The sequence below is a fragment of the Arthrobacter sp. 1088 genome (assembly GCF_031455315.1).
In the GTDB taxonomy this organism is placed as follows: domain Bacteria; phylum Actinomycetota; class Actinomycetes; order Actinomycetales; family Micrococcaceae; genus Arthrobacter.
The window spans coordinates 1-21,980 of the sequence record NZ_JAVDSM010000022.1; the positions used below are offsets into that span (position 1 = coordinate 1).

Annotated in this window: 24 protein-coding genes, 1 tRNA gene and 1 riboswitch; of the genes, 9 read left to right on the forward strand and 16 right to left on the reverse strand. The window is 61.3% G+C overall.

Going from position 1 to position 21,980, the window contains the following annotated elements; all coding sequences use genetic code 11:
• Window positions 1-127: 127 nt before the first annotated feature.
• Together J2Y41_RS22260 and J2Y41_RS22265 are read right to left on the reverse strand one after the other, a co-directional pair.
• Window positions 128-652: a histidine phosphatase family protein gene (locus J2Y41_RS22260; protein ID WP_309931775.1), complete on the reverse strand. Its 525-nt coding sequence runs from the start codon at window positions 650-652 to the stop codon at window positions 128-130.
• Between the two features lie 205 nt (window positions 653-857).
• The gene (locus J2Y41_RS22265; RefSeq protein ID WP_224166449.1) at window positions 858-1,724 is read right to left on the reverse strand and encodes a winged helix-turn-helix domain-containing protein; all 867 of its coding nucleotides are present in this window, start codon (window positions 1,722-1,724) and stop codon (window positions 858-860) included.
• 666 nt (window positions 1,725-2,390) lie between these two features.
• On the opposite strand from J2Y41_RS22265, the gene J2Y41_RS22270 reads away from it, so the two are divergent.
• From J2Y41_RS22270 to J2Y41_RS22285, 4 genes are all read left to right on the forward strand, one after another.
• Window positions 2,391-3,131, forward strand: a complete 741-nt coding sequence (locus tag J2Y41_RS22270; RefSeq protein ID WP_309931777.1) for a response regulator transcription factor — start codon at window positions 2,391-2,393, stop codon at window positions 3,129-3,131.
• Window positions 3,132-3,134: 3 nt separating this feature from the next.
• Window positions 3,135-4,628: a HAMP domain-containing sensor histidine kinase gene (locus tag J2Y41_RS22275; protein ID WP_309931779.1), complete on the forward strand. Its 1,494-nt coding sequence runs from the start codon at window positions 3,135-3,137 to the stop codon at window positions 4,626-4,628.
• A 109-nt stretch (window positions 4,629-4,737) separates the two neighbouring features.
• Window positions 4,738-4,922, forward strand: a riboswitch (cyclic di-AMP (ydaO/yuaA leader).
• A gap of 3 nt (window positions 4,923-4,925) precedes the next feature.
• Complete coding sequence (locus J2Y41_RS22280; RefSeq protein WP_309931781.1) at window positions 4,926-5,732, forward strand: hypothetical protein; 807 nt, start codon at window positions 4,926-4,928, stop codon at window positions 5,730-5,732.
• Between the two features lie 202 nt (window positions 5,733-5,934).
• On the forward strand, window positions 5,935-6,693 hold the full coding sequence (locus J2Y41_RS22285; RefSeq protein WP_309931784.1) for a MerR family transcriptional regulator: 759 nt from the start codon (window positions 5,935-5,937) through the stop codon (window positions 6,691-6,693).
• Between the two features lie 10 nt (window positions 6,694-6,703).
• Here the strand turns inward: J2Y41_RS22285 and J2Y41_RS22290 are convergent, their stop codons facing one another.
• The 4 genes from J2Y41_RS22290 to upp are packed head-to-tail and all read right to left on the reverse strand — an operon-like array spanning window position 6,704 to window position 9,957.
• Window positions 6,704-8,095 (reverse strand): pyridoxal-dependent decarboxylase, encoded by a 1,392-nt coding sequence (locus J2Y41_RS22290; RefSeq protein ID WP_309931786.1) that lies wholly within the window; start codon window positions 8,093-8,095, stop codon window positions 6,704-6,706.
• A 50-nt stretch (window positions 8,096-8,145) separates the two neighbouring features.
• A complete protein-coding gene (locus tag J2Y41_RS22295) occupies window positions 8,146-8,850 on the reverse strand; it encodes an HAD-IA family hydrolase (protein WP_309931788.1) in 705 nt (234 codons plus the stop codon).
• Window positions 8,851-8,895: 45 nt separating this feature from the next.
• On the reverse strand, window positions 8,896-9,273 hold the full coding sequence (locus J2Y41_RS22300) for a VOC family protein (RefSeq protein ID WP_224094365.1): 378 nt from the start codon (window positions 9,271-9,273) through the stop codon (window positions 8,896-8,898).
• A gap of 48 nt (window positions 9,274-9,321) precedes the next feature.
• Window positions 9,322-9,957 (reverse strand): uracil phosphoribosyltransferase, encoded by a 636-nt coding sequence (gene upp / locus J2Y41_RS22305; protein WP_309931791.1) that lies wholly within the window; start codon window positions 9,955-9,957, stop codon window positions 9,322-9,324.
• 22 nt (window positions 9,958-9,979) lie between these two features.
• On the opposite strand from upp, the gene J2Y41_RS22310 reads away from it, so the two are divergent.
• Both J2Y41_RS22310 and J2Y41_RS22315 read left to right on the forward strand, forming a co-directional pair.
• A complete protein-coding gene (locus J2Y41_RS22310) occupies window positions 9,980-10,516 on the forward strand; it encodes a nucleoside deaminase (RefSeq protein ID WP_224094362.1) in 537 nt (178 codons plus the stop codon).
• 22 nt (window positions 10,517-10,538) lie between these two features.
• Window positions 10,539-10,919, forward strand: coding sequence for a VOC family protein (locus J2Y41_RS22315; protein ID WP_309931793.1), 381 nt, complete (start codon window positions 10,539-10,541; stop codon window positions 10,917-10,919).
• 22 nt (window positions 10,920-10,941) lie between these two features.
• Here J2Y41_RS22315 and J2Y41_RS22320 read toward each other — a convergent pair whose 3' ends face one another.
• Genes J2Y41_RS22320 through J2Y41_RS22335 form a run of 4 tightly spaced genes read right to left on the reverse strand, consistent with a single transcriptional unit; the run spans window position 10,942 to window position 14,580 of the window.
• Window positions 10,942-12,165 (reverse strand): DNA glycosylase AlkZ-like family protein, encoded by a 1,224-nt coding sequence (locus J2Y41_RS22320; protein WP_309931794.1) that lies wholly within the window; start codon window positions 12,163-12,165, stop codon window positions 10,942-10,944.
• 4 nt (window positions 12,166-12,169) lie between these two features.
• Window positions 12,170-13,177 (reverse strand): glycosyltransferase family 4 protein, encoded by a 1,008-nt coding sequence (locus J2Y41_RS22325; protein WP_309931796.1) that lies wholly within the window; start codon window positions 13,175-13,177, stop codon window positions 12,170-12,172.
• The gene (locus tag J2Y41_RS22330; RefSeq protein WP_309931798.1) at window positions 13,177-13,575 is read right to left on the reverse strand and encodes a 6-carboxytetrahydropterin synthase; all 399 of its coding nucleotides are present in this window, start codon (window positions 13,573-13,575) and stop codon (window positions 13,177-13,179) included. Before J2Y41_RS22330 ends, J2Y41_RS22325 begins: the two co-directional genes overlap by 1 nt.
• 3 nt (window positions 13,576-13,578) lie before the next feature.
• Window positions 13,579-14,580 carry a zinc-binding alcohol dehydrogenase gene (locus J2Y41_RS22335; RefSeq protein WP_309931800.1) on the reverse strand — a complete coding sequence of 334 codons (1,002 nt, stop codon included), beginning with the start codon at window positions 14,578-14,580 and terminating at the stop codon, window positions 13,579-13,581.
• 138 nt (window positions 14,581-14,718) lie between these two features.
• Between J2Y41_RS22335 and J2Y41_RS22340 the strand changes: the two genes are divergently transcribed.
• Together J2Y41_RS22340 and J2Y41_RS22345 are read left to right on the forward strand one after the other, a co-directional pair.
• A tRNA-Ser gene (locus tag J2Y41_RS22340) sits at window positions 14,719-14,808 on the forward strand.
• A 236-nt stretch (window positions 14,809-15,044) separates the two neighbouring features.
• Window positions 15,045-15,203, forward strand: a complete 159-nt coding sequence (locus tag J2Y41_RS22345; RefSeq protein ID WP_224094353.1) for a hypothetical protein — start codon at window positions 15,045-15,047, stop codon at window positions 15,201-15,203.
• 223 nt (window positions 15,204-15,426) lie between these two features.
• On the opposite strand, the gene J2Y41_RS22350 is transcribed toward J2Y41_RS22345, so the two are convergent.
• The 6 genes from J2Y41_RS22350 to J2Y41_RS22375 form a co-directional block, all read right to left on the reverse strand.
• Window positions 15,427-16,260 (reverse strand): VCBS repeat-containing protein, encoded by an 834-nt coding sequence (locus J2Y41_RS22350; protein WP_309931803.1) that lies wholly within the window; start codon window positions 16,258-16,260, stop codon window positions 15,427-15,429.
• 435 nt (window positions 16,261-16,695) lie between these two features.
• A complete protein-coding gene (locus J2Y41_RS22355) occupies window positions 16,696-17,544 on the reverse strand; it encodes a VCBS repeat-containing protein (protein ID WP_309931804.1) in 849 nt (282 codons plus the stop codon).
• Window positions 17,545-17,993: 449 nt separating this feature from the next.
• Window positions 17,994-18,500, reverse strand: coding sequence for a hypothetical protein (locus J2Y41_RS22360; protein WP_309931806.1), 507 nt, complete (start codon window positions 18,498-18,500; stop codon window positions 17,994-17,996).
• A 135-nt stretch (window positions 18,501-18,635) separates the two neighbouring features.
• Window positions 18,636-18,866 carry a hypothetical protein gene (locus J2Y41_RS22365; protein WP_309931808.1) on the reverse strand — a complete coding sequence of 77 codons (231 nt, stop codon included), beginning with the start codon at window positions 18,864-18,866 and terminating at the stop codon, window positions 18,636-18,638.
• Complete coding sequence (locus tag J2Y41_RS22370) at window positions 18,867-19,109, reverse strand: hypothetical protein (protein ID WP_309931810.1); 243 nt, start codon at window positions 19,107-19,109, stop codon at window positions 18,867-18,869. It lies immediately after the preceding gene.
• 63 nt (window positions 19,110-19,172) lie between these two features.
• Window positions 19,173-19,424, reverse strand: coding sequence for a hypothetical protein (locus J2Y41_RS22375; protein ID WP_309931812.1), 252 nt, complete (start codon window positions 19,422-19,424; stop codon window positions 19,173-19,175).
• A 1,660-nt stretch (window positions 19,425-21,084) separates the two neighbouring features.
• Between J2Y41_RS22375 and J2Y41_RS22380 the strand changes: the two genes are divergently transcribed.
• A complete protein-coding gene (locus J2Y41_RS22380; protein ID WP_309931814.1) occupies window positions 21,085-21,798 on the forward strand; it encodes a DUF6994 family protein in 714 nt (237 codons plus the stop codon).
• The last annotated feature ends 182 nt before the right edge of the window (window positions 21,799-21,980 follow it).

The following is a 21,980-nucleotide window of genomic DNA, read 5'->3' on the forward strand; positions in this document are numbered from 1 at the left end:
GAACAACCTCAGCAACCAAACGACTTGAGAACTTCACCACGGCAATCGACACCCTTCAATAATCAGGTGTTGCGATCACCGCATGATTCGAAGCCCTCGAAACAACCCCTAATGCCAGTCAGTTGGGTTACTTGCGCGGCACTTTGAAGTGCGTCAGACGGGCGTCCTGCCCATCCAGCTCCGCCCATGGCTTCTCAGTCTCCATCACGGTCAAAGCACTGGTTGGGAACCGTGTGGCGGCATCCATGTAGGCATCATGGTCCGAGTCGCGCGAAGCAAGATGCATGGCCAGGTCCTGGACACCGGGCATGTGCGAGATCACCATCAAGGTGGTGACAGTGTCCGGGACATGGTTGATCACGGTCAACATCCGGTTTGCCGAGGCGGCGTACAAGCCGTCCTCGAGCTTGGGCGTCGGGGCTTTGTCCCCCAACTCATCGCACACCCACGTGCAGGTTTGGCGGGTCCTCAGCGCAGACGAGCACAGAATGAAGTCTGGAACTACCCCATGCTTGAGCAACCATCGCCCAGCCAGCGGAGCTTCACGGTGTCCGCGTTCCTCGAGGGGACGTTCATGGTCCGGGACCCCCATGGGCCAATCCGCTTTGGCGTGGCGCATGATCACAAGGCGCCTGATGTGATGGTCACTCATTCCACAACCTTAGCGCCGCGAAGGCACATGCTCACTGGCCCCGAAAGCTCGAAAGCGTCCCACCGAAGAGAGGGCGCTGCAGCGCAGCGGGGCATCCCGAAAGCGCCGTTGTTGCGTGAGGTACGAGCGCAGGCGCCAAGGAATCGTCCCGCGAAAGCGAAAGCGCCCGCCCTTTACAGGACAGGCGCTTTCGCGGAAGCAATAGCTAGATCGAGTATTCCGGAGCGGCCCAGACGATGACCTCAGGGTGTTCGTAGAAGCGGTAGCCCTGGCCACGCACGGTGCGTACGGTGTTGGCGAGGCGGCCCAGCTTGGAGCGGAGGCGGCGGATGTGGACGTCGATGGTGCGCTCGTTGGGCACTTCTTCGGCGTTGCGCCACAGGCCCTCAAGCAGTTCGTCGCGGCCAACCGTGCGGGTGCCGTTTTCGACGAGGTAGTTGAGGAGCTCAAATTCCTTGAACGTCAGGTTCAGCGACTCACCGTCGAGGTGGACTTCGCGGCGGGCGAGGTCGATCAACACGCCGGAGGGGCGGGCTTCCTGCTGCGGTGCCGGGCGTGAAGCCTCGGTGCGCTGGCGGGCGGCGACCGTGGGGTCACCGAAGGTGGAACGTACGACGTCGAGCGCGGAGCCGGGTGCCCCGGCGGGTGCGACGGCGACTGCAGCGTAGCTCTCAGCGCCGGTGACCAGGGACTGGGCGTAGGCCCGGATTTCCTGGGCGAGCTTGGCAATGGAGGTTCCAGCCGCTGCTGCAGTTTCTTCGTCAATGCCCATGTAGAGCACGAAGCCGCGGGCCACGTTGTCGTTGGCAACGGGACGGAGGCGGTCAGACTGCGCAATGACGGGAGTAGGCGCCGTCATGGGTGCTGGCTCATTGGTTGGAACTGCCCGCAACTGGCCGTAGGAGTTGGGGTTGTAGCCCTGGGGCACGTAGCCGGGAGCCTGCTGGCCGTTGCCCTGGGTGGCGGGGGCGTAGCCGGGGCGGTTGCCGAAGCCGGGGCGGAGGCCTGCGTTGGAAGCGGCCTTGTTGGCGTTTCGGACGGAGATGTGGACGTAACCGGATGCAACTGACATGGAGTGATTACCTCAAAAGTGAATAGCCGTCATCGCGGCTTCGAATGCTGGTTGTCCCCGCAATGAGTTTGGGGAAGGGCGCCCAACGCTGGGCTAGGGGGCGAATGCCTGAAACTTCTTCGGGGTGGAAAGTTAGGCTTGCATTCGACAACAGCGGGTCTCGTCGCCAGCGGGTGTGCTGGACCAGATTGCTGCGGCTGCAGGTGCTGTTGAGTTCTTGTTCACATTGGAAGTGTGCAACGTAACAATGGCAACACGCAAGTAACAAAGCGTGAAACCGTCCACATTTTGAGACAAGAGGGTCTATTGTGCCGCAGATCACAATTCCTCCGTCGCGGAAAATGAACGTCATTTCATTCGGTCTCGGTGAGAAATATTCGGCTTATCATGAATTTTCTTCGGCAGATGGTGCATGATGACCTCCCTGATTCCCATGAGGGGCAAAAGGACGGAATCTCAAGATCTGAAACACTTGCTGTCCAATCGCAACCTGCTCCAAGCTCGAATTTTTCCCTCAAAATCTGCTACAAGCCGTAGAAGGCGAGTATTCACTGCCGCACTCCCGCAACGCCTACCAATGAACTCCCACGTGGCTAGTGTTGACCTCACAGCATCCTCACAGGACCGGCAAAGCTTCGGCAAACCAGCAGAATGGAGAGTTGTCACATGGCATCCCCGCACTCCATGACGAACAACCTTCCCCAGCTTTCCCACCCGGACGGCTCCCCCATCCGAGCCTTGGTGGTGGACGACGAACCGAGTCTCGCTGAGCTCATGAGCATGGGCCTCCGCATGGCAGGCTGGTCCGTAGCGGTGGCAGCCGACGGACCGGAAGCTGTGAAGCTTGCCAAGGACTTCCGCCCCGACGTGCTGGTGCTGGACGTGATGCTTCCAGGATTCGACGGCGTCGAGGTCCTCAACCGGATCCGCGCCTTCGCGCCGGAAGTGCCCGCACTGTTCCTCACGGCCAAGGACGCTGTCCAGGACCGCATCGTTGGCCTGGCCGCCGGCGGGGACGACTACGTCACCAAGCCCTTCAGCATGGAGGAGGTTCTCCTGCGACTGCACCGTCTCGTACAACGCTCGGGCGTTGCGGCCATGGATACAGCGGAACTGGTGGTGGGTGATCTCACCCTCAACGTGGACACACGGGAGGTTTCGCGCGCCGGCGAGGACATCCAGCTCACGGCAACCCAGTTTGAGCTGCTTCGTTATCTCATGGAGAACCCCAAACGCGTGGTCAGCAAGGCACAGATCCTGGACCGCGTCTGGGACTATGACTTCGGCGGGCAGGCCAACATCGTGGAACTGTACATTTCCTACCTGCGCAAGAAAATCGAAGCCAACCACCCGCCAATGATCCACACCATCCGTGGCGCTGGCTACGTCATCAAGCCTGCGGACTGAATCTTGTCCACCTCTTCCGGAGTAGCCCGTAAGACCCAGCGGAACTGGCTCAATCCCTCCACCTGGCATCTGCGCACGCGGTTGGTCCTGGTGGCGATGGCATTGCTGGTGGCGATTTGCGGTGCAGTTGGAGTGGTTAGTTACGCCTCCATGGACATGTACTTCAACAAACAGCTCGACAAGCAGTTGGAGCAGGCGTCAGGCCGCGCGAATGACTTCGGCAGACCGCCGTCGAACTTTCCCTCCAGCGGTCGGCCGGATCCCCTTGAGGCCCGTGGCCAAGGCGCCGGGACACTTAACGCGAGGATCGATGGTTCCACGGTCATCAACTCGGGCTTCCTCAACGCAAACGGTCGCCGCGTCGCGCTCTCGGCAGAAGACAAGCAGGTCCTGCTATCGCTCCCCCGCGACAACCGGCCCGTAGACCGTTCATTGTCCAACGGCGACTACCGGCTGGTAGCAGTTGAGACCAACTACGGCGATGTTATTGCGACAGGCCTGCCGTTGGCTGACAAGCAAAATGCCGAGGCCTCGCTGGTATGGACCATGGTGTTTGTTTCGCTTGGCGGCCTGGTGCTGATCGGCCTCGCCGGCACCGTCATCATCCGACGGACCATGCGCCCGCTGGAGCAACTCTCCGAGGTTGCAACGAAAGTATCGCGCCTTCCCCTCGACGCCGGTGAGGTGGCACTCGCGGTGCGCGTACCGCCGTCGGCCGCTCATCCTGGAACTGAAGTGGGCAGCGTGGGCCACGCTTTGAACCAAATGCTCAACAACGTTTCCAGGGCCCTGGAAGCGCGTCAGGAGAGCGAAACCAAGGTCCGGCAGTTCGTTGCCGATGCCTCCCACGAACTTCGGACACCGCTGACCGCCATCCGTGGATACACCGAGCTGCTTCGTATGACGGAGAACTTCACGGAGGACGGCAGGAAGTCGCTGGCGCGGGTCCAGAGCCAGTCGGAACGGATGACCACGCTTGTGGAGGACCTGTTGTTGTTGGCGCGCCTGGATGAAGGCCAGCCGTTGAAGGTCACGGATGTGGACCTGACGCAGCTGGTGATCGAGACAGTCAGCGACGAAAAGGTGATGGCACCGGACCACATCTGGAAGCTACAACTCCCTGACGAGCCCATTACGGTGCGCGGGGACGCAACCCAGCTGCATCAGGTGCTGGCCAATCTGCTGTCCAACGCCCGCAAGCACACCGATCCCGGTACCACGGTGGTCACAGGCGTCATGCTTTCCGCCGACGGTAGCGCGGTGGTCACCGTCACGGACAACGGGCCTGGTATTCCGACTGCTTTCCAGGGGCGAATCTTCTCGCGTTTTGCCCGGGCTGACGCGGCGAGATCGGGGTCGGAAGGGACCTCCGGATTGGGCTTGTCAATCGTCGAATCCATCGTCCAGGCGCATGGCGGCAGTGTGGAAGTAACGTCCCAGCCGGGACGCACGGAGTTCACTCTCCGACTCCCCGCAGCTTTGAACGAACGCATATAACGAATCAGGCAACATGACTCGCCGTGAACGTGATCTCTGTTACCCAAATGTGACTTAAGCCGAAACCTCCTGTACCTTCGAAAGGGTGGGTCGCCCCTAACTGGCCCACACCCGGGATGCGCCGAGCTCTGCCACTTCCCGGAGTTCCGTTCTCATTCGAGGCAGAGACGGGGGACCCAGAGTCTCCGGGCACAGTACTTTCCTTGCCCTTGGGGTGAAGCCGCAGCTACGCGCGCGGCCGGATGACCTCATCCGAACCCGACAGCTAACTCCGCAGGCGCTGAGAGGTAATCACACATGTCTGAATTCAACGATCAGACGCGCCCTTCCGCGCGTCACCGTGACGATCACAACACTCCCCTGACGAAGTCGCAAACCGTTCTGAAGAACGCTGCACGCCGCGGCAAGACCGGGCAACGAATGTCTGTTGTTGCAGGAGTCGTTGCCGCAGCATTGGGCGTCGCATCGCTTGGCCAGGCCGCAAACGCCGCATTCAATCTCCCCGAAACGAGCCGGGCGTCCGAGACGCAGGCTACCGCCCAGGCCAGCAACAAAACAGCTGAAATCTCAGCGTCCTTGGATGCTGCTGCCAAGAAGGGCGCTGCAGACAGGGCCGCTGCAGACCAGGCAGCTGCCGCACAAGCCGCTGCCGAAAAGGCCGCGGCCGAGAAAGCCGCCGCCGACCAGGCAGCTGCCGCACAGGCCGCCGCCGAAAAGGCTGCCGCTGATGCAGCCGCCAAGCAGGCTGCCGATGCCGCCGCTGCTGCAGCCGCAGCCGCCACTCCCAAGGCCGTGGACGATCCCGCCGCTGCCAAGGCATACGCCGCCAGCATCCTCGCCAACTACGGCTGGGGTCCGGGTGAAATGACTGCCCTGAACACACTGTGGGAGAAGGAATCCAACTGGCGGACCACCGCGACCAACACCTCCAGTGGTGCCTACGGAATCGTGCAGTCATTGCCCGCTTCGAAGATGGCAACCGCAGGCGATGACTGGCTGACCAACTACCAGACCCAGATCAAGTGGGGCCTGAACTACATCAAGGAACGCTACGGCTCCCCCTCGGCGGCCCTTGCCTTCCACTTGGCCAACAACTGGTACTAAGCCAACTCAATAAGCAGGCTTGAGCCCACCCCAGCGGGCTCAAACCATGCAAGGCCCGATTGCCGCCCCGCTTTCCGCCGTTCGCAGAAGTGATCTACTGATGCGCCCGGGCGGGAGGCGGGGCGGTTTTCGCGTTAAATGTGCCTTCCGGGTTTCACACCCACTTGCACCTGACGTTGCGTCAGGACTTAGCGTTGTGCCCATGACGGGAACAACAGGATCCGGGCCGTGGAGCATCGGTGAGCTGGCCACAGCGTGCGGTGTCAGCGTGCGGACGCTCCACCACTACGACGAGATCGGGCTGCTGTCCGCAAGCCAAAGGACATCGTCCGGTCATCGCAGGTATTCGGAGGGCGACCTACGCCGGCTATACCGGATCAGATCGCTTCAGATGCTGGGGCTTCCGCTCGCGGCCATCGGCAAGGCGCTGCAAGCGCCCGAGGATGATCTGGAGTCCCTTCGGGGCCTCCTCCAACAGCAGCTGGTCCATGTGCAGGAGCACGCCCGGCAACTCCAAGCGCTCCAAAACCGTTTGGGCGAGCTGTTGTCACGCATGGACAGACACGCCATGCCCACCCCTGAACAATTCATGTCAACGTTGGAGATGATTACCGTGCTCGAAAACAACTTCACAGCCGAACAACGCCAGCAACTCGCGGACAAGCGGGAAGAACTCGGCGCAGAAAAAGTCGAAGCTGCCAAGCAGAAGTGGGCTGCCCTCGTGGAAGAAGGACTGGCGCACGTCCAAGCCGAGAGGCCCGTCACGGACCCCTCGGTCCAGGAATGGGTGCGCTCATGGGACGGCATCGGTTCCATGTTCCACTCCAGTGAGGACACCAAAGCTGCAGCACGTGCAACCTGGCAGGAAAACAGCCAGGCCATCAGCGCGGGACTGCCGTGGACCGCTGAGCAGTTGGGCGGGCTGATGGCATACCTGGAGAAGGCGCGCTCGGCCTTGTAACAGGACGCCTCTATGCTTCCGGTTCGGCCTCTGCCGCACCTCGAACGGCTGCTATGGAGGCAGCTACGTCACCTGCGTCCGTGGACCAGTTGCTTACCGAAATCCGGAGGATATCGCGTCCGCGCCACGAGGAACCGGACATCCACACAATGCCTTCGGCCATGAGCCGTTGAGTAACCCGGCGTGTGCGGTCATCACTGCCGAAGACGACCGAGACTTGCGTGAAAACTACATCGTTGAGAATTTCCACGCCCGGGATACCAGCGAGGCCTTCCGCCAACGCGCGGGCGTTTGCTGCAAGCCTGTCCACCATGGCAATGACTCCGGACCGGCCCAACTGCCGGAGGGCAGCCCACACCGGGATGCCCCGGGCCCTACGGGACAGTTCCGGAACTTTGTCGAACGGATCGCCCAGTCCGGTCTCCGTTGCAATGAGGTAGCTCGTGTGGACGCTGAAGGCGCGTCTCAGCGCTTCCGGCCGGGAGACGATGGCCAAGCCACAGTCGTACGGGACGTTCAATGTTTTGTGGGCATCAGTGGCCCACGAATCGGCTGCCTCTACTCCGGCCAGCCGCCCGCGCAATTGAGGGCTGACCGCAGCCCACAATCCAAATGCGCCATCCACATGCACCCAGGCCTCGCGGTCATGGGCTACCGCAATGGCTTCGGACATCGGATCGAACGCTCCGGAATGCAGATTGCCGGCCTGCAGGCACACGAGGGAAGGGCCGGGTTGTTCATCCATGGCATCCGCGAGTGCCTCCGGGAGGATCCTGCCTTGATCGTCAGTGTCCACGGGAACGCAGGCTCCCAGCCCCAGATACCGCAGGGCAAGGTCCACGGCGGCGTGCCGTTCGCGGCCTGCAAACGTGGTGATCCGCGGCGCCCCGGTCAGGCCCAGGTCCGCGAGGTCCCACCCTGCCTCGTCCATCAGGTATTGACGCCCGGCAGCCAGCCCCGCGAAGTTGGCGGTGGTAGCGCCAGTGGTGAACCCGACGTCGGATCCTCGCGGAAGATCCAATAACTCCAGGAGCCAGGCCGCTGCGGATTCTTCGATCGCGGCGGCGGCTGGGGTCGCAAACCTGAGCCCGGCGTTTTGGTCCCATGCCGAGACAAGCCAATCTGCGGCCATGGCAGCTGGCAACGTCCCGCCCATGACCCAGCCGTAGAAGCGTCCGGACTGGATTGCCATCAACCCGGGCTCAGCCAATGCGGCGAGCTCATCTACTACGTCAGCCGCGTCCGTTGCTTCATCGGGAAGGCTCGAAAGAAGGCTCGAAGCGACCTGATCGGCGTCGTACGTGGGCCGCACAGAACGGCCGGGCACCGAGGCAAGCCAATCCGTAGCGTGCGCCATGGCCCGCTCCAGTGCAGCACCGTACGCCTCCGGCAACGCAGACATGCGCACAGCCTACTCCCGCTTCACCGGTTGGAACAGCGGAGGCGAACAGACTAAAGCGTGAAGCTGATGAGGTGACCGCCGTCGTCGTCCTTCACGGCAGCGACGGTGACTGCGGAGTAGTCCGGGATACGCCACATGCCCGGCTCAAGCTCGCCACCGGCGTCGCCGACCACCACGGTTCGCATCCCGGCGGCCCGGGCGGCCGCGATACCTGCCGGGGCGTCCTCAAAAACCACGACGTCGGCTGGTTCCGCGCCCAGCAACGCTGCGGCTTTGAGGTACCCCTCCGGGTGCGGCTTGCCGCGCGTAACGCCTTCGGCGGTGACCGCAGTAGACGGCATGGAAAGGCCGGCGGCCTTCATCCGGATATCGGCAAGGATGCGGTCCGCGGATGTGACAAGCGCAATGGCGTCGTCCGGCAAGGCAGCGAGCAGCGCTTCGGCGCCAGGGAGGGCAATCACGCCGTCGGTCCGCGTTCGTTCCATCTGGCCGAGCTCGGCAGTCAAGGCTTCAAGATCGGCTCCTGCTGGAGCATACCGGCGCACAGTATCGCCTGCTTGCACGCCGTGCGACGTCCGCAGGATCTCGTTGTAATCCAGGCCGTATCGTTCCGCGAATTCCAGCCACACCTGCTCGACGATCGCTGTGGAGTCAACCAGTGTTCCGTCCATGTCGAACAGAACAGCACGGACGGTCAGGGTTGGCGATCGTTCGGCTTGTGCGGAAGGCGAGGTTGGTTCGGCAGGATGGCTCATGGCTCCATCCTGCCGCACCATGCAGGGGTGGCGTCGAACTGTGACCTAGCCGTTGGGCCGGTGCGGAATGTACTGCACAGCCCACTTATTGCCGTCCGGGTCCGCAAAGTGGACGAAGTGTCCCCAGTCCTGGACATCGATATCGCTGACCTCGACGCCATTGGCCTTGAGGTGCTCGTGCGCTTTGTTGATATCGCTCACCACCATTTGCAGGGATGGCGCTGTTCCCGGAGGGGCATCGCTGAGCCCTTCGCCGATGGCGATGGAACAAGCCGACCCAGGCGGGGTCAACTGCACAAAGCGGATGCCGTCCATGGGACGCTCGTCGAAATCGGCGTTGAAACCAACTTTGTTGACGTAGAAGTCCTTCGCGCGATCCACGTCGGACACAGGGACAAACACCAGTTCAAGTTTCCAGTCCATGCGCCACAGGCTAACCGGGCACGCCGGAAAGCGGTAGGGGCGCGCGGATCAGCCAGCCACGCCGTAGAGGCGGTCGCCGGCGTCGCCCAAGCCGGGAACGATATACGACTTATCGTTGAGCTTCTCGTCGATCGAAGCCAGGACCACCTTCACGTTGGCATCCTGCAGCTCCTCCTCCAACTTGGCGAGGCCTTCCGGAGCGGCCAGCAGGCAGATGCAGGTAACGTCCGAGGCGCCGCGCTTGAAGAGGAACTTAATGGCCTCGCGCAGGGTGCCACCGGTGGCAAGCATGGGGTCCAGCACAAAGATCTGACGTCCGGTGAGGTTCTCGGGGAGGCGCTCAGCGTAGGTGATGATGTCCAATGTTTCTTCGTCGCGGGCCATGCCCAGAAAGCCGACCTCGGCGGTGGGAACCAGCTTGGTCATGCCTTCCAGCATGCCCAGGCCTGCGCGCAGGATGGGTACCACCAGCGGAGTCGGCTTGGTGAACGCCGTGCCAATGGTCTTCGTGACAGGGGTCTCGATCTCGACTGGCTGTGTCTTGACCTCCCGGGTGGCCTCATAGGCCAGAAGGGTGACGAGTTCTTCAGTGAGCTGCCGGAAGACCGGTGAAGGGGTGTTCTTATCCCGCAGAACGGTGAGCTTGTGAGCGACCAGCGGGTGGTCCACGACGAGTGTGCGCATCGTCCAAAACTATCATTGAGATATGAGCGCCAACGAGCCGTATCACGCAGAACACATGGCTTGGATGGGCCTTGCCTTGGACGAAGCCCGGCTGGCGCTGGAGACGGACGACGTGCCGATCGGCGCGGTTGTCTTAGGACCCGACGGCGGTGTGCTGGGTTCCGGACGCAACGAACGGGAAGCGCACGGGGATCCAACCGCCCACGCAGAGATCGTCGCCATCCGTGAAGCCGCGGCTGCCCTGCAACGCCACGCCCTCGAATTGGGCGAAGGGGGCGATGGATGGCGCCTGGAGGACTGCACCTTGGTGGTAACCCTCGAACCGTGTGCAATGTGCGCCGGCGCAATTGTCCTGGCACGGATTCCCCGCGTCGTGTTTGGCGCGTGGGATGAGAAAGCCGGGGCCGCAGGTTCCGTGTTCGATATCCTCCGCGAGCGCCGGCTCAACCATTGGGTGGAGGTCTACGCAGGCGTGCGTGAGGAAGAATGCGCAACGCTCCTTCGGGACTTCTTCGCGACGCACCGCGTACCGGCGGCGGAGCACCGATCGCCCGCTTGAGCTCTATGCTGAGGAGCCAATCATGACAATCGCTTTCAACCACACCATCGTCTACGCCAAGGACAAGCACGCGTCCGCTGCGTTTCTGGCCCGCATCCTTGGGCTTCCCACACCACAGCCGATGTGGTCCTTTGTCACTGTTTCCCTGGAGAACGGCGTCACGCTGGACTTCCTCGAAGCCCCGGGAACCATCGCGCCGCAGCACTATGCCTTCCTGGTCAGCGAGCAGGAGTTCGATTCGATCTTCCTGCGGATCACCGCCGAACACATTCCCTATTGGGCAGACCCCGCACGCTCCCGTGCGCAACAGATCAACCACAACGACGGCGGCCGAGGGATTTACTTCTGCGACCCGGACGGGCACTTCCTCGAAGCAATTACCCGGCCGTACGGTTCGGGCTGAATGCCTGTTCGGGCTGAGCGCGTTAGAGACCAGCGGCCTCGTTGAGGGCGTCGATCCGCAACTGGCGGGACGCTGGTGAGTCCAGGCTGAACGACCTGAAATCGCCTAGTTCATCGCGAATCCATGCTTCAACTTCGGCGATCCGCTTGCTGACTGCAGCAGTGGGCTTGGCGAACGTCCAGGCCGCGATGCGTTCCTTGCCGGGATCGTACTGCCACAGGCCGATGATCCTTCCCCGGTCCAGAATCGGGTGATCCGGGAGGTCGGCCTGAAGCGCAAGGGTGGTGTCCAGGACCTTCTTTCCTTTGTCTTCCTCAGCGAACATGTCAGCCGAATTCCGCCTGTGGAGGACCAGTGAATCCGTGCCTGCAAGCAACTGGATCTGTTCGTCTCCGGGCTCTTGGAAGTCGGCCAGGCGTTCGACGTCGTCCGGAAGCATCCACAGCACGTCACCGTTTGCCGTGGGCACTTCTACTGCCCCGACGCCGGCGAGCGCCGCTTTGGTCTGGGCTACGGTGAACGCGGTGAACCACTGGCTCTGCTTGAGGGTCGCTCCGCCAGTCCAGCGCAAGTACCGTTCGAGCAGGAGGCGGCGGGCGGCGTCGTCGTCGAGTTTGCTGGGCGGCAGGCCCCAGCTCGTGTAGGCGTAGCGCTGCTGGTCGAGGCGGCCGTTGATGGGGACCCGGCGGATGCGGCCGTCGGCTTGGAGCAGGCCCAGGGCCGTGGGCAGCGTGGTGGCGGCGCCCTTCTTCTTGCCTTCCTCCGCGAGGCTCCGGACGGAATCGCCCAGTTGGTCCTTCAGCTGTCTGGGGTCCAGGGGATCACTGGATTCTTTGAGGGCATGCTCAATCTCGTCTTCCAACAACGTGATCTCGCCGCGTTCGACACCCATCCTGGCCAGCACTTTGAACGGGGCGATGGCGGCGTCCCGGCCAACCTGCAGGCCCCAGGCAAAGTCGGCCTGGCCCAGGACGTAGGTGCAGGCGCGGGCAGTGGGGAGTTCGTGGATCCACAGTTCTTTGACGTCGCGGTCCACCTGTTCGCGGCTGATTCCGGCCCGCGCAAACAGTGTCAGGTACGGATTGGCGCCGCCTACGGAGCGTGCCCAGCCGGCGTGGTCCAGGACTTCCTCGGATGTCTTTCCTGCGAGTGACCCGTCGAGTCCTTGTTTGTGCCAGGCCCAGGCCCGGAGACGCTCCGGGGTGAGGGTTGTTGCGGCAGGTATGGTCTGGACTTTGGGCGTCATGGCCCTATTCTGCACCCTCGCCGCTGCCGAGGGCTTTCAGAACGGTTGCTGCTGTGGTGTCCCACCCGGGAAGGTCGGACCGCGCCTGGAGTGCTGCCGTACGCCAGCGCTGTTGGAGCTCTTGGTCAATGAGCCATCTCCGGAGGGTGCTGGCAAGGTTGTTGGGCTGTGTGAGGTCAAGCGCCATCCCGGCTTCCGTGTTCCCGAGGGCTTCCACAGCACCGCTCCCCTGCCGGACAACAACCGGAACGCCATGGGCCAGGGACTCCGTCACTACCAGCCCGAACGCCTCGGACTTCGAGATGAGGATGCTGAGATCGGCTGTGCTCCATTGGTCCTCCAGCGGTTTGCCGGTTAACTCCCCAGTCATCATGATGCGGTTTTGGAGTTTGTAACGTTCGACGGCGGCCCTGACCTCTGCCGCGTACGCCGGGTCCGGCTGGTCTGTGCCGATCAGGGCGGCCGTCCATGGGAGGTCCATTAGCGTGGCGAGTGCTTCCACCAGTTCTGTTTGGCTCTTGTTGGGCAGCAACGCGGCGAGGGCCATGATGTGAGGGGGTTTCGAACCCTTTGCTGTTTCAGCCGCTTCAACTCCGGGATGGGCAACCACCACGTTTTTGAGGCCATGCCTTTTTTCCAGTGCGGCAGCAGCATGGGCGCTCGGGCAGATCACTCCCGTGGCTGCGGTCATGGCCCTGGCTTCATGGTCCGGGTGGTCTGCGAGCGCCATGTGGGACAGGATCCAAACCTTGGTTCCTGCCCTTACCGCGCCCGCCACTTCATCCGGCGCCCCACTGGCGACCAAACCATCGGCAATCACTGTGGTGCCGCCGTCGAGCATTCCGGCAAACCGCTGCCGGTCCGCCGCGCTCCCAACCGGCCAATCGCCGTCGACGATGACTGTCTCTATCCCGACGCCCAGGGCTGTCAATTGCTCGGCGAGCTTGGCGTTGTACTTGTTCCCGCCGGAGCCGTGCCCGACGTTTCCCGGCACCAGGAAGCGGATGTGCATTACTTGGCCGGGAGCTCCAGTGAATATCCTGCCCACGCATCCGGATTCTCGCGAAGGAGGACGTCGATACCGTTGAGGGCTGGTCCATCCGGGGTGTCCGTGATGCGTGCGGCAACTGCGTCGGCGATGTGCTTGGCCAACGCCTCCGTGGTGGACAACTTGCCCTTGAACGCGGGGTGTTCGTCGAGGTTCTTGTAGTTCAGGTCGTCAAGAATATCCTCGAGAATGCCGCCTGCAGCACCGATATCCAGGACGATCGCGTCCTCGTTGAGATCGGGGCGGCGGAAGGTCACCTCGGCGACGAACGTAGCACCGTGGAGGCCCTGCGCTGGGCCGAACGCTTCGCGGGGAAGGCTGTGGGCAATCATGAAGTGGCGTCGGACGGTCAGGCTGAACATGTCTTATTCCTCCGGCTTTGGATAGGCGACCACGTGGCAAAAGCCGCCGGGCTTTTCAAACAACTTAACGAGGGTGATGGGCAGATTCTGAAATTGACACTCGCTGCTGAGGAATGCATCGAACAGCGGATCTTTCAGGGTTGCCGCCGCGAGTTGGAGGCGCTGGGCGTTGGTTCTCCGGTGCCTCCTCGGCAGCGCCACGGCCCCAACCTGGCTGGAGCGGATGGTGAGCCGCCGGGCGTGGAAATCCTCGCCCAGCGGCAGGCTGACTTCCTTGTCAGCGAACCACGACAGCTCGATCACGTCGGAATCATCGCCGGCCAGTTGAAGGCTCAGTTTGAGACCCTCATTGGATGCGGAACAGTGGAAAACGATGTCGCAATCGTTCTCTGCCTCGTCCGGGAGCGCGAAGTCAATGTTGAGTTTTTCGGCGAGACTTCTCTTATCCGCATCTGCATCCACGAGTTGCAGGCGGCCCAGCGGATACTTCCGAAGGATGGTCGCCAGGACACCGCCCACCAGGCCGCCACCGACGACGGCGACACGGTCTCCCAGCCTCGGCCCGGCTTCCCAAAGGGCATTGATGGCCACTTCCACGATGCCCGTAAGCACGGCACGGCGGGCAGGCACCCCTTCCGGGATGGCTGTGAGCTGGCTCGTGGGGACTACGTAGAAATCCTGGTGCGGGTGCAGGCTGAAGACGGTTTTGCCGGTCCAGTTGTCCGGGCCTTGTTCTACGACGCCGACGGACAGGTAGCCGTACTTGACCGGCCCTGGGAAGTCGCCCTCCTGATGAGGGGCGTGCATAAGATCAGCAACGCGCTCCGGAACGCGCCCTTCATGCACCACGCGCTCCGTGCCGCGGCTGACGCCCGAGTACAGGGTCCTGACGAGGGCTTCTTTGGGACCCGGAGTTGGTATGGCTTCCGGGCGCAACTCACCGTGTCCCGACTCAGTGACCCAGTATGCCTGGGCCTCGTGTTCTTGTTCGTGCGAGATAGTCATGATGCTTATGAATCTATCGCTGGGTTGGGGTGCGCGGAAGTTGAGTTCACTTCCCGGCGTTTCCCGGGCCCGTGTCCGAGCGCTCGCTTCTGGCTCGTTTTGGGGAACCGGCCCCAACTCCGGTACCCTATTTCAGTTGGTGACGTGTCCGAGCGGCCGAAGGTGCAACACTCGAAATGTTGTTTGGTGTAAAAGCCAACGTGGGTTCAAATCCCACCGTCACCGCCACGTAGAAAGGCCCTGCTTCCCTTTGTTTATGAGGGATGCGGGGCCTTTCTTCATCTACGGACACAGCGTGCATTGGTTCTGAGCCCTGCCCTGTTCATGTTTTCCGGCAAGTCATGGCGATTCGTTGGCACGGCCAGGTTTAGCAGCATCCCCATTTCCTTCCGGTGCGGGTAATCTTGATTTAGTAAGGGCGCTTAGTTTATGACTAGTTTGTTCGACAACGCGAAAGGAAAGAAATGATCATCCTGGGACTTGTTCTGCTGATCGTCGGCTGGCTACTCAATATCGGCATCCTCGTCACCATCGGCTGGATTGTGCTGGCCATCGGCCTCATACTGCTTATTCTCGGCGCGCTCAATCGCCCCATCTTGGCTGGGCGCCGGTATTGGTACTAGCCACGACGCCCCCGACGCTTTTCAGCGCTTCGAGCTAAATTTAGACAGAGGCATGCCGTTTGGATGGCCGCCTTGGTGCGTCCAAGTGCCCCGTTACGCCCCTCAGCCGGCAGCATGGCCTCAATGATGGACTCATGCGTGCGTGCATGAAGACCGGCGTCCCAGGAGGATAGCTGCTCGTTCGAGTGGGCGAAGAACCCTCGCCACCGGGCTGGCGCGCAGTTCAGCCGAAGAGTGCCGGTGTTGGGATGTTCAGGAGCCGCCGTGTCCACGTAAAGCTGCCTGCCCCGTTGCCAGGATAGAGCCACATGGAACCCGCGATATCGCGGGCGATGACGTCGGCATGTCCGTCATAGTCAAAATCTCCGGGGGCGGCAATCAGATCCATCTTCTGCCAGCCCCACCCAACCTGTACGCGGCTCATCCACGCGCCAGCCCCGTTTCCCGGATACAGCCACATCGCACCACCCGTATCCACAGCGAGAACGTCCGGCTTCCCGTCCGCATTGAAGTCACGTCCACTGAAGATGGAAGCCATGATGTTCCACCCCGACCCGACTTGGGTGCGCCCGGGCAGCCATCCACCAGAGCCGTCGCCCCTATACATCCAGAGCGCACCCGCGTCGTCGCGGGCCAGAACGTCGGAGGCGCCGTCACCGTTCCAATCTCCAGGTGAAACCATTGCTGTCATCACGTCCCAGCCCCAACCGACTTGTTCCGCGTCGGCCCCGCCAATGCCGGTGCGTAAGTACAAGCCGCCGTCGCTGCTGCGGAACATCCAATCGGATTGGGAATTTCCATCCCAGTCCCCCGGTGTCACCAAGGCGTCCGCGTCCAAAACGACAGTGTTTCCAGGGCCCAGACCCTGCCCTTCCCAACCCGGCTTACCCTCATAGACAATGACTCCGCCTTCGTCAGTGATGGTGACCAGATCGGAATAAACTACACCCCAGTCCCACCACAGCTGAATGAAGTTGTGCCAGGAGTCATCTGCGCGGGCGGGAGCAGCCATCGCGGGCTGGGTAAGCGTCATGGCAACTACAGCAGAAAGGATCATGACCAGACGGCGCACGGTAGCCCCCCAATTCCTAGCGCACCCCAGCGACACGCTCTTGCCGCGAGGGTACTCGGCCTGCCATAGCCGCCGCAATATTCACTGTTGCGTTTCCAACCCGGCGTCGCGCATGGAAAGGAACAAACCTTGGACCATGAGTGGCTTGCATGGATGCGGGCTGCCTGCAGGCCACATCCATGCGCCCGGTTCCGCAAGCGTGCGTGGACGGACCTTCAGGAGCTCATCCGCGGGCGGGACTGTTCTTGCAGACGCATCACGGGAATTGCGGAAGTGAATCCAATCCCTAAGAAGCGCTGACGACGGGATCAAGGCGAATGTCTAACACCGTCGTTTGCTGGCGGCGCTGGTCGTCGGTTGGATCCTGCCGTCGAGGATGTTTCGCCAGCTGCTGATGGGGTGCTACCAGCGAAAACGCCGTCACCCGAAAAGCTGCGGAGTTGGGATGTCCATGACGCTTCTAGCACCGGTGAAGCCCCCGCTTCCGTTTCCGGGGTAGAGCCACATGGTGCCAGTGTTGTCCCGGGCGATGACATCGCCGTACCCGTCGTTGTCGTAATCGCCCGGGGCGGTGATCAGGTCCATGCCCTGCCACGCCCACCCGATCTGAATGCGGCCCAGCCATCCGCCGTACCCGTTGCCTGGGTAGAGCCACAGCTGCCCGTTGGTGTCCCTGGCGATCACGTCCGAGGGCCCGTCGCCGCTGAAATCATGTCCGCTGAAGATGGCCGTCATGACGTTCCACCCCCAGCCGACCTGGGTCCGGCCGGGAAGCCAGCCGCCGTGACCGTTGCCCTTGTACATCCACAGGGCACCAGTGCTGTCCCTGGCAAGGACGTCTGCGGCTCCGTCACCGTTCCAGTCACCCGGGGAGGTCACAGCCGTCATGACGTCCCAGCCCCAACCGATCTGGCCCACAGGGGTAGTCCTGCTCCAGCCGGCCCTCACGTGCAGCCCGCCGTCGGTGGCCCGATACATCCAGTCAGCGTAGCCATCACCATCCCAATCCCCCGGCATAAGCAAGGCATCTACGTCGGCGCCTACGTAACCCCCTGCCCGCTGAGGCTGAATCTCAGGGTTCGCTGCATAGACGGAGACCATCCCGTCGTCCTGAATGGCTACGAGGTCTGAATAGACAGCACCGTTGTCCCAAAATTCCTGGACCAAGTTATGCCACAGGAAATCGTCGGCGCGTGCAGGGGCGGCCATAATAACGCCGGCCAATGATATGGCGAAAAGGGCAACAACGGACATGCTGAAGCGGCGCACTGAATCCCCCTAAACAGAACCCCTTCCCTGCAGTGGGGCGGGGCACTGTGAGCTTATCTGACCTCTTATGCCGCAGCAACGGAGCAGGCCTCCAATCCCCCACGTCCAGAAGCGCCGCAACTTGGCACCAAGTTACCCGAGCCCTCCACGAGCCTGCCGCACCAAGCCCCGCCATGACGAGGGCGTGGTCCTGTGGAACTTGCATTCGATGTCCTGGGCATCTGGCGATAGTGTCGAATGCGGAAGCCCGTCGGTCCCTCATCGGCGGGCTTCTTTGCACCACGGGATTTTCAGGCCCTCAAAGGCCCCACATATCCCAACGACGAACACTCCGCCGCTGTGATCAGGATCGGCTGAACGCTTCGGCCCATGGGAACTGTTTTCGGCCCAACGGGCACCAGCGCTGACGGCCGTTACAGGAATCCGACATGTGCCGACCCGGCCAAGGGTCAGAAGCGACGTGCAGCGGACTGCTCAAAGAATGCCTTCACCCGGTCAACAAGCTGTTGACACCCGAGCCAGTAGTGCTGTTCGTACTTGGCGAGATTTTCGGCGTCCTCGGCCGGGATCGTGAAGTACTGCCCGATATCGAGGATCATCGCGCCATTGTCGCCGGGATGTATGAAGTACCGCATGCGCGCTGCTGAATCTGTGCCGCCCAAGATGCGGGTGACAGCTAATTGAAGAGGAATTTCTTCCATGATTTCCAAAGCAGACACTTGTTCAATTCCAGCACGCACCGAGATGAAGACCTGGATCTCGCCGAGCCCCTCCACGTCAGGAGCCCGGAAGCCGCTCACCACACCCGGCGACAGGAGGGCAGCATTCTCCGGCGGTTTGATGAAGTCCCAGATCTGCCGCCGGGTCGCATTGATCGCGGTGGAAGCACATACGAAATGGACCGTCGCTTCCGTCAGCGGCGAGGGACCTTCCGGGCGTTTGAACCAAGGACTCATGGCGAGAGTGTTTCATCACGGACCCTCACCGGCAAACCGCCACGCAGGGAGACCTTCCGGGTGCGAAGGGCCGCCATTGGGCGTCCGGAATGTCGCCCCGGGCCTTTTCAATGACGGAACTGAATCCGAGCAATCCTAGCTCCGAAGCATGAATAGTGCGAGGAAAACCAACCCCGCTGCGGCCACTACTGTGGCAGCAATTTTCGACCAGACGAGCTGGCGCTCGTAGGTCTTGAACCTGGCATTTTCGGGAAGCCGGGCCCACCCATCGACTCCAGCGCGCGCAAGCTTGTTGCGGAGCAAGTACAAGATGGCTCCGCTAAGGACAAGGAATCCCCCAACAATGCCGAGAAATTGGTGGTTCATCTAGGCTCCTCCCCACGGTGGCCGGAGAACGAGTGTCAGCACCAAGATGATGACGCCTGCAAGGATCAACAGTGAGCAGAAGAAGATTCCGAACTTTTCGAAGCCCTGCACCCGGTCACCATCCAGATCGTCAGCTCCCCAGCCGAGCATCCGGGCAGCGATGAAGTACTGGCGGCGTGCAATCCGCTTTCGCAGGAGCAGCCACGTCAATCCAACAGTTATAAAGACCAACGACAGTGTCACCCCAGCCCCCGAGCCAAAATATCCAAAGTGCCGCTGTGATGCTGCGGTTGACGAACGTTTATATCAGGCAGTAATTGTGATCCAATGCCAACGTCCGCTCAAGAGACCGACGAGCAACACCACCAGCAGGATGGCACCGCCAAAGGACGTGAAGCAGCCCCCACCAATTCTTATTGTTTGGCGTTTCCGGGCAGCATACGACGGCTTTTGCTCATCTCGAAGCGTCCAATGCCAGTTGGCAGCCCACGTCGCCAGGGCATTCGAAATAGCGTAGACGAACAGACCAAACATGACTGCTACGGCGCCCATGAGCATGGGAACAATCTATCCCTAAAGACCTTCATAAGTCCCTGATTCGACGATAGACCTCATCGCTTCGGGTCTGTCCCATCTCCCGTGACCGGCCCCCGAAAAGCATGCAACGGCTATAGCCCGCTCCCAGGTGGCGGTTCAGGAGGCTGGTTCTCGTCTGCATCGACCGGGAGGCCAGCTGAAAGTCGCCTACGATCCTCCTTGGCGGACGCGGTGAGGCGCACGAGGCGACCCCATGAGCCCCAAATCACGACCACAAGCGCAGAAATGCCAAGAATCCCCATGAGCGCTAGCGCCCAATATGTACCAGGGTCATATCTGCTGGGCCTAACTACAAGCAGGACGACAAACAAACATCACCAACAATAAAAGATTCGCTACCGAGAATGGTCCGAAGAGCGAAAAGAAGGCTTTCCGTGTTGCCCTGCTCGATCTGTCTTCCCTCATGTCAGCTCAGCCCCGCCATCGTATTCTCGACTTACGGCGCATCCACCCGATCGCCTCCAAGCATTGGGGCGAGCAGGACGACACCGGCTTGGATAAACGGCCTTACGCCTGGTTGCCCGGCGTTGCTTCTGGTGGATCATCTCGTTCGCGAGGTCGACCTTCTTGGATGCGCCTGCGGTCTTCCTTCGCTGATTGGCGTACTTGCAGCCATCGTCTTCCTGCATTTCCTATGATTAGGACGCCTCCGACGATCATGAGAAGTGCTCCTAGGCCAATGGCCCAATAGGTGCCGGGATCGTTCAAATTGGGTTGGACTATCGCAAGGAAAAGGAACCCTGTCCCCAGAAGGAAATAGCCGATATGGAACAGACCCAAGCTTGAGAAGAATGCATCCTCCGTCGCTTTGCTGTATCTGGCCTTCATACAAGTTCCCTCCCTGTGTCCGGGGGCCGAAGGAATTCTGGCAACGATTTGAAGCCACCCGAAACTGCTTCACCTTCGGCCTCGAAGCCAAATGACACTGCCTCGGTATCTGCCAAGTATCCATGCCTGGCAGCAATCGGGGTCCCTACCAACTGCCGCTCAAGGTCAACGAGCAATACTGCTAGGGTTGCTTGCTATCGTCTCTTTGTCGCCGTCTGTGAAGCCAAAGATTCCGGCCCACTTCGATGAAAACGAAGACCACAACGATCGTTGCAAGCATCGGCGCAAAGCTTGGGTGGCTGGGCGGAAAAATAAAGGACATCACGAAGATTGTCACTCCGATGGTAATAATCAGACCCAGGGCCGACCCGATGATCTCACGTTTTGTCATCTAAACCCTCCGAACTCGGGCATGCAACGGTTAAGCCAAAGTAGTCTCCTGACACTAAGCCCCGGCCGCCCCAAGAACCACTGACCCGAGAAAGGCGGCCCGGCCCAGGATAGGTATGAATCTGGCCAGTCCAACTTTCGCCAGCTCCTCCATTTGCCGCCGACCCACAACCCCAATGCACATCTAAAGCCGGTCCGCCCTTTGTTGCGGTTGACGCCGAGCTAGTTACGATCTCCGTCTGCTGATCTCCCAAAAGGGGATCCTCTTACAGACGTTTGAAGTGTCCGTGAGAGTCACCGTCAATTGGGCGAGAGGGACCTTGGGTAAAGCCTGGCTGTATGGCGGAGCCGCGGGGCGTGTCGAGGACCGAGAGCCGACTTCGGTCGCTGCTAGATTCAGTTCATGGGAGATCTTTGTGAGATTGACGTGGACTACAACTTCTTCGATGACACTCCGGCCGGTAAGGACCCTGACAGCTACAGTCCAACGCTCCGGCGCTACCACCAGCTTCTATGGAGCAAGCCGCTCCCTGACGGGCGGCCGTTCGAGCTTCATACCGCGCGCGCCCTTTCTCCGTATCTTGTCTATGAGGCAGACGGCACCAGAATTGTGCTCGGGAGCGACACGATTGCGACGCGTCATCGACGGAAGCTAAGCCATCTCTACGCGCAGCTTTCAGACGAGGTCAATGACGCGTTTCTGCAACGCTCGTACACGATCTGCGGCTTCATAGTCTTTCCGGTCTCGCAAGGGAGTCTCAATCAGAATCGAGGCACCCATCCGCGGATTCAAGATAGGTGGGACCTGACTCTCGAAGCGATCCGACGCTTTTACGAGGGTGGCACGAGTCCCTTGGCCACTACCCTGGAGCGCCACGCGGATTTCTTTGAGCTATTCGGTTCCTTCACCGGATACGTTGATCATTTCCTTCTCGGTGACTTCCTGGATGAGCATGGTGCCGTTCGCTTCCTGCTCCCCTTCGACAACTTCGAGTCGCCGGTGCTGCCTTCCGATCTGTCAACCTACGCGCGTTACCGCTTGGACAATTTGGAATTATTTGAGGGACGCCGTCTTAGCATCCTGAGCGAGATCACGCGCCGCTGCGCGGTTGACTAGCACCAACGCAGCGGCGTCCCGTTACAAGGCGGTGCCCAGGACAGGCCAATCCGATCTAACAACCACAATATTCCGGGGGGAACGCATGAAGCTCACCAGGCACGTCGTCGCTGCAATTATCGTCAGCCTTATACTGACCGGTTGCGGATCAAATGGCCCTACGACAGTGTCGTCGGCGACGA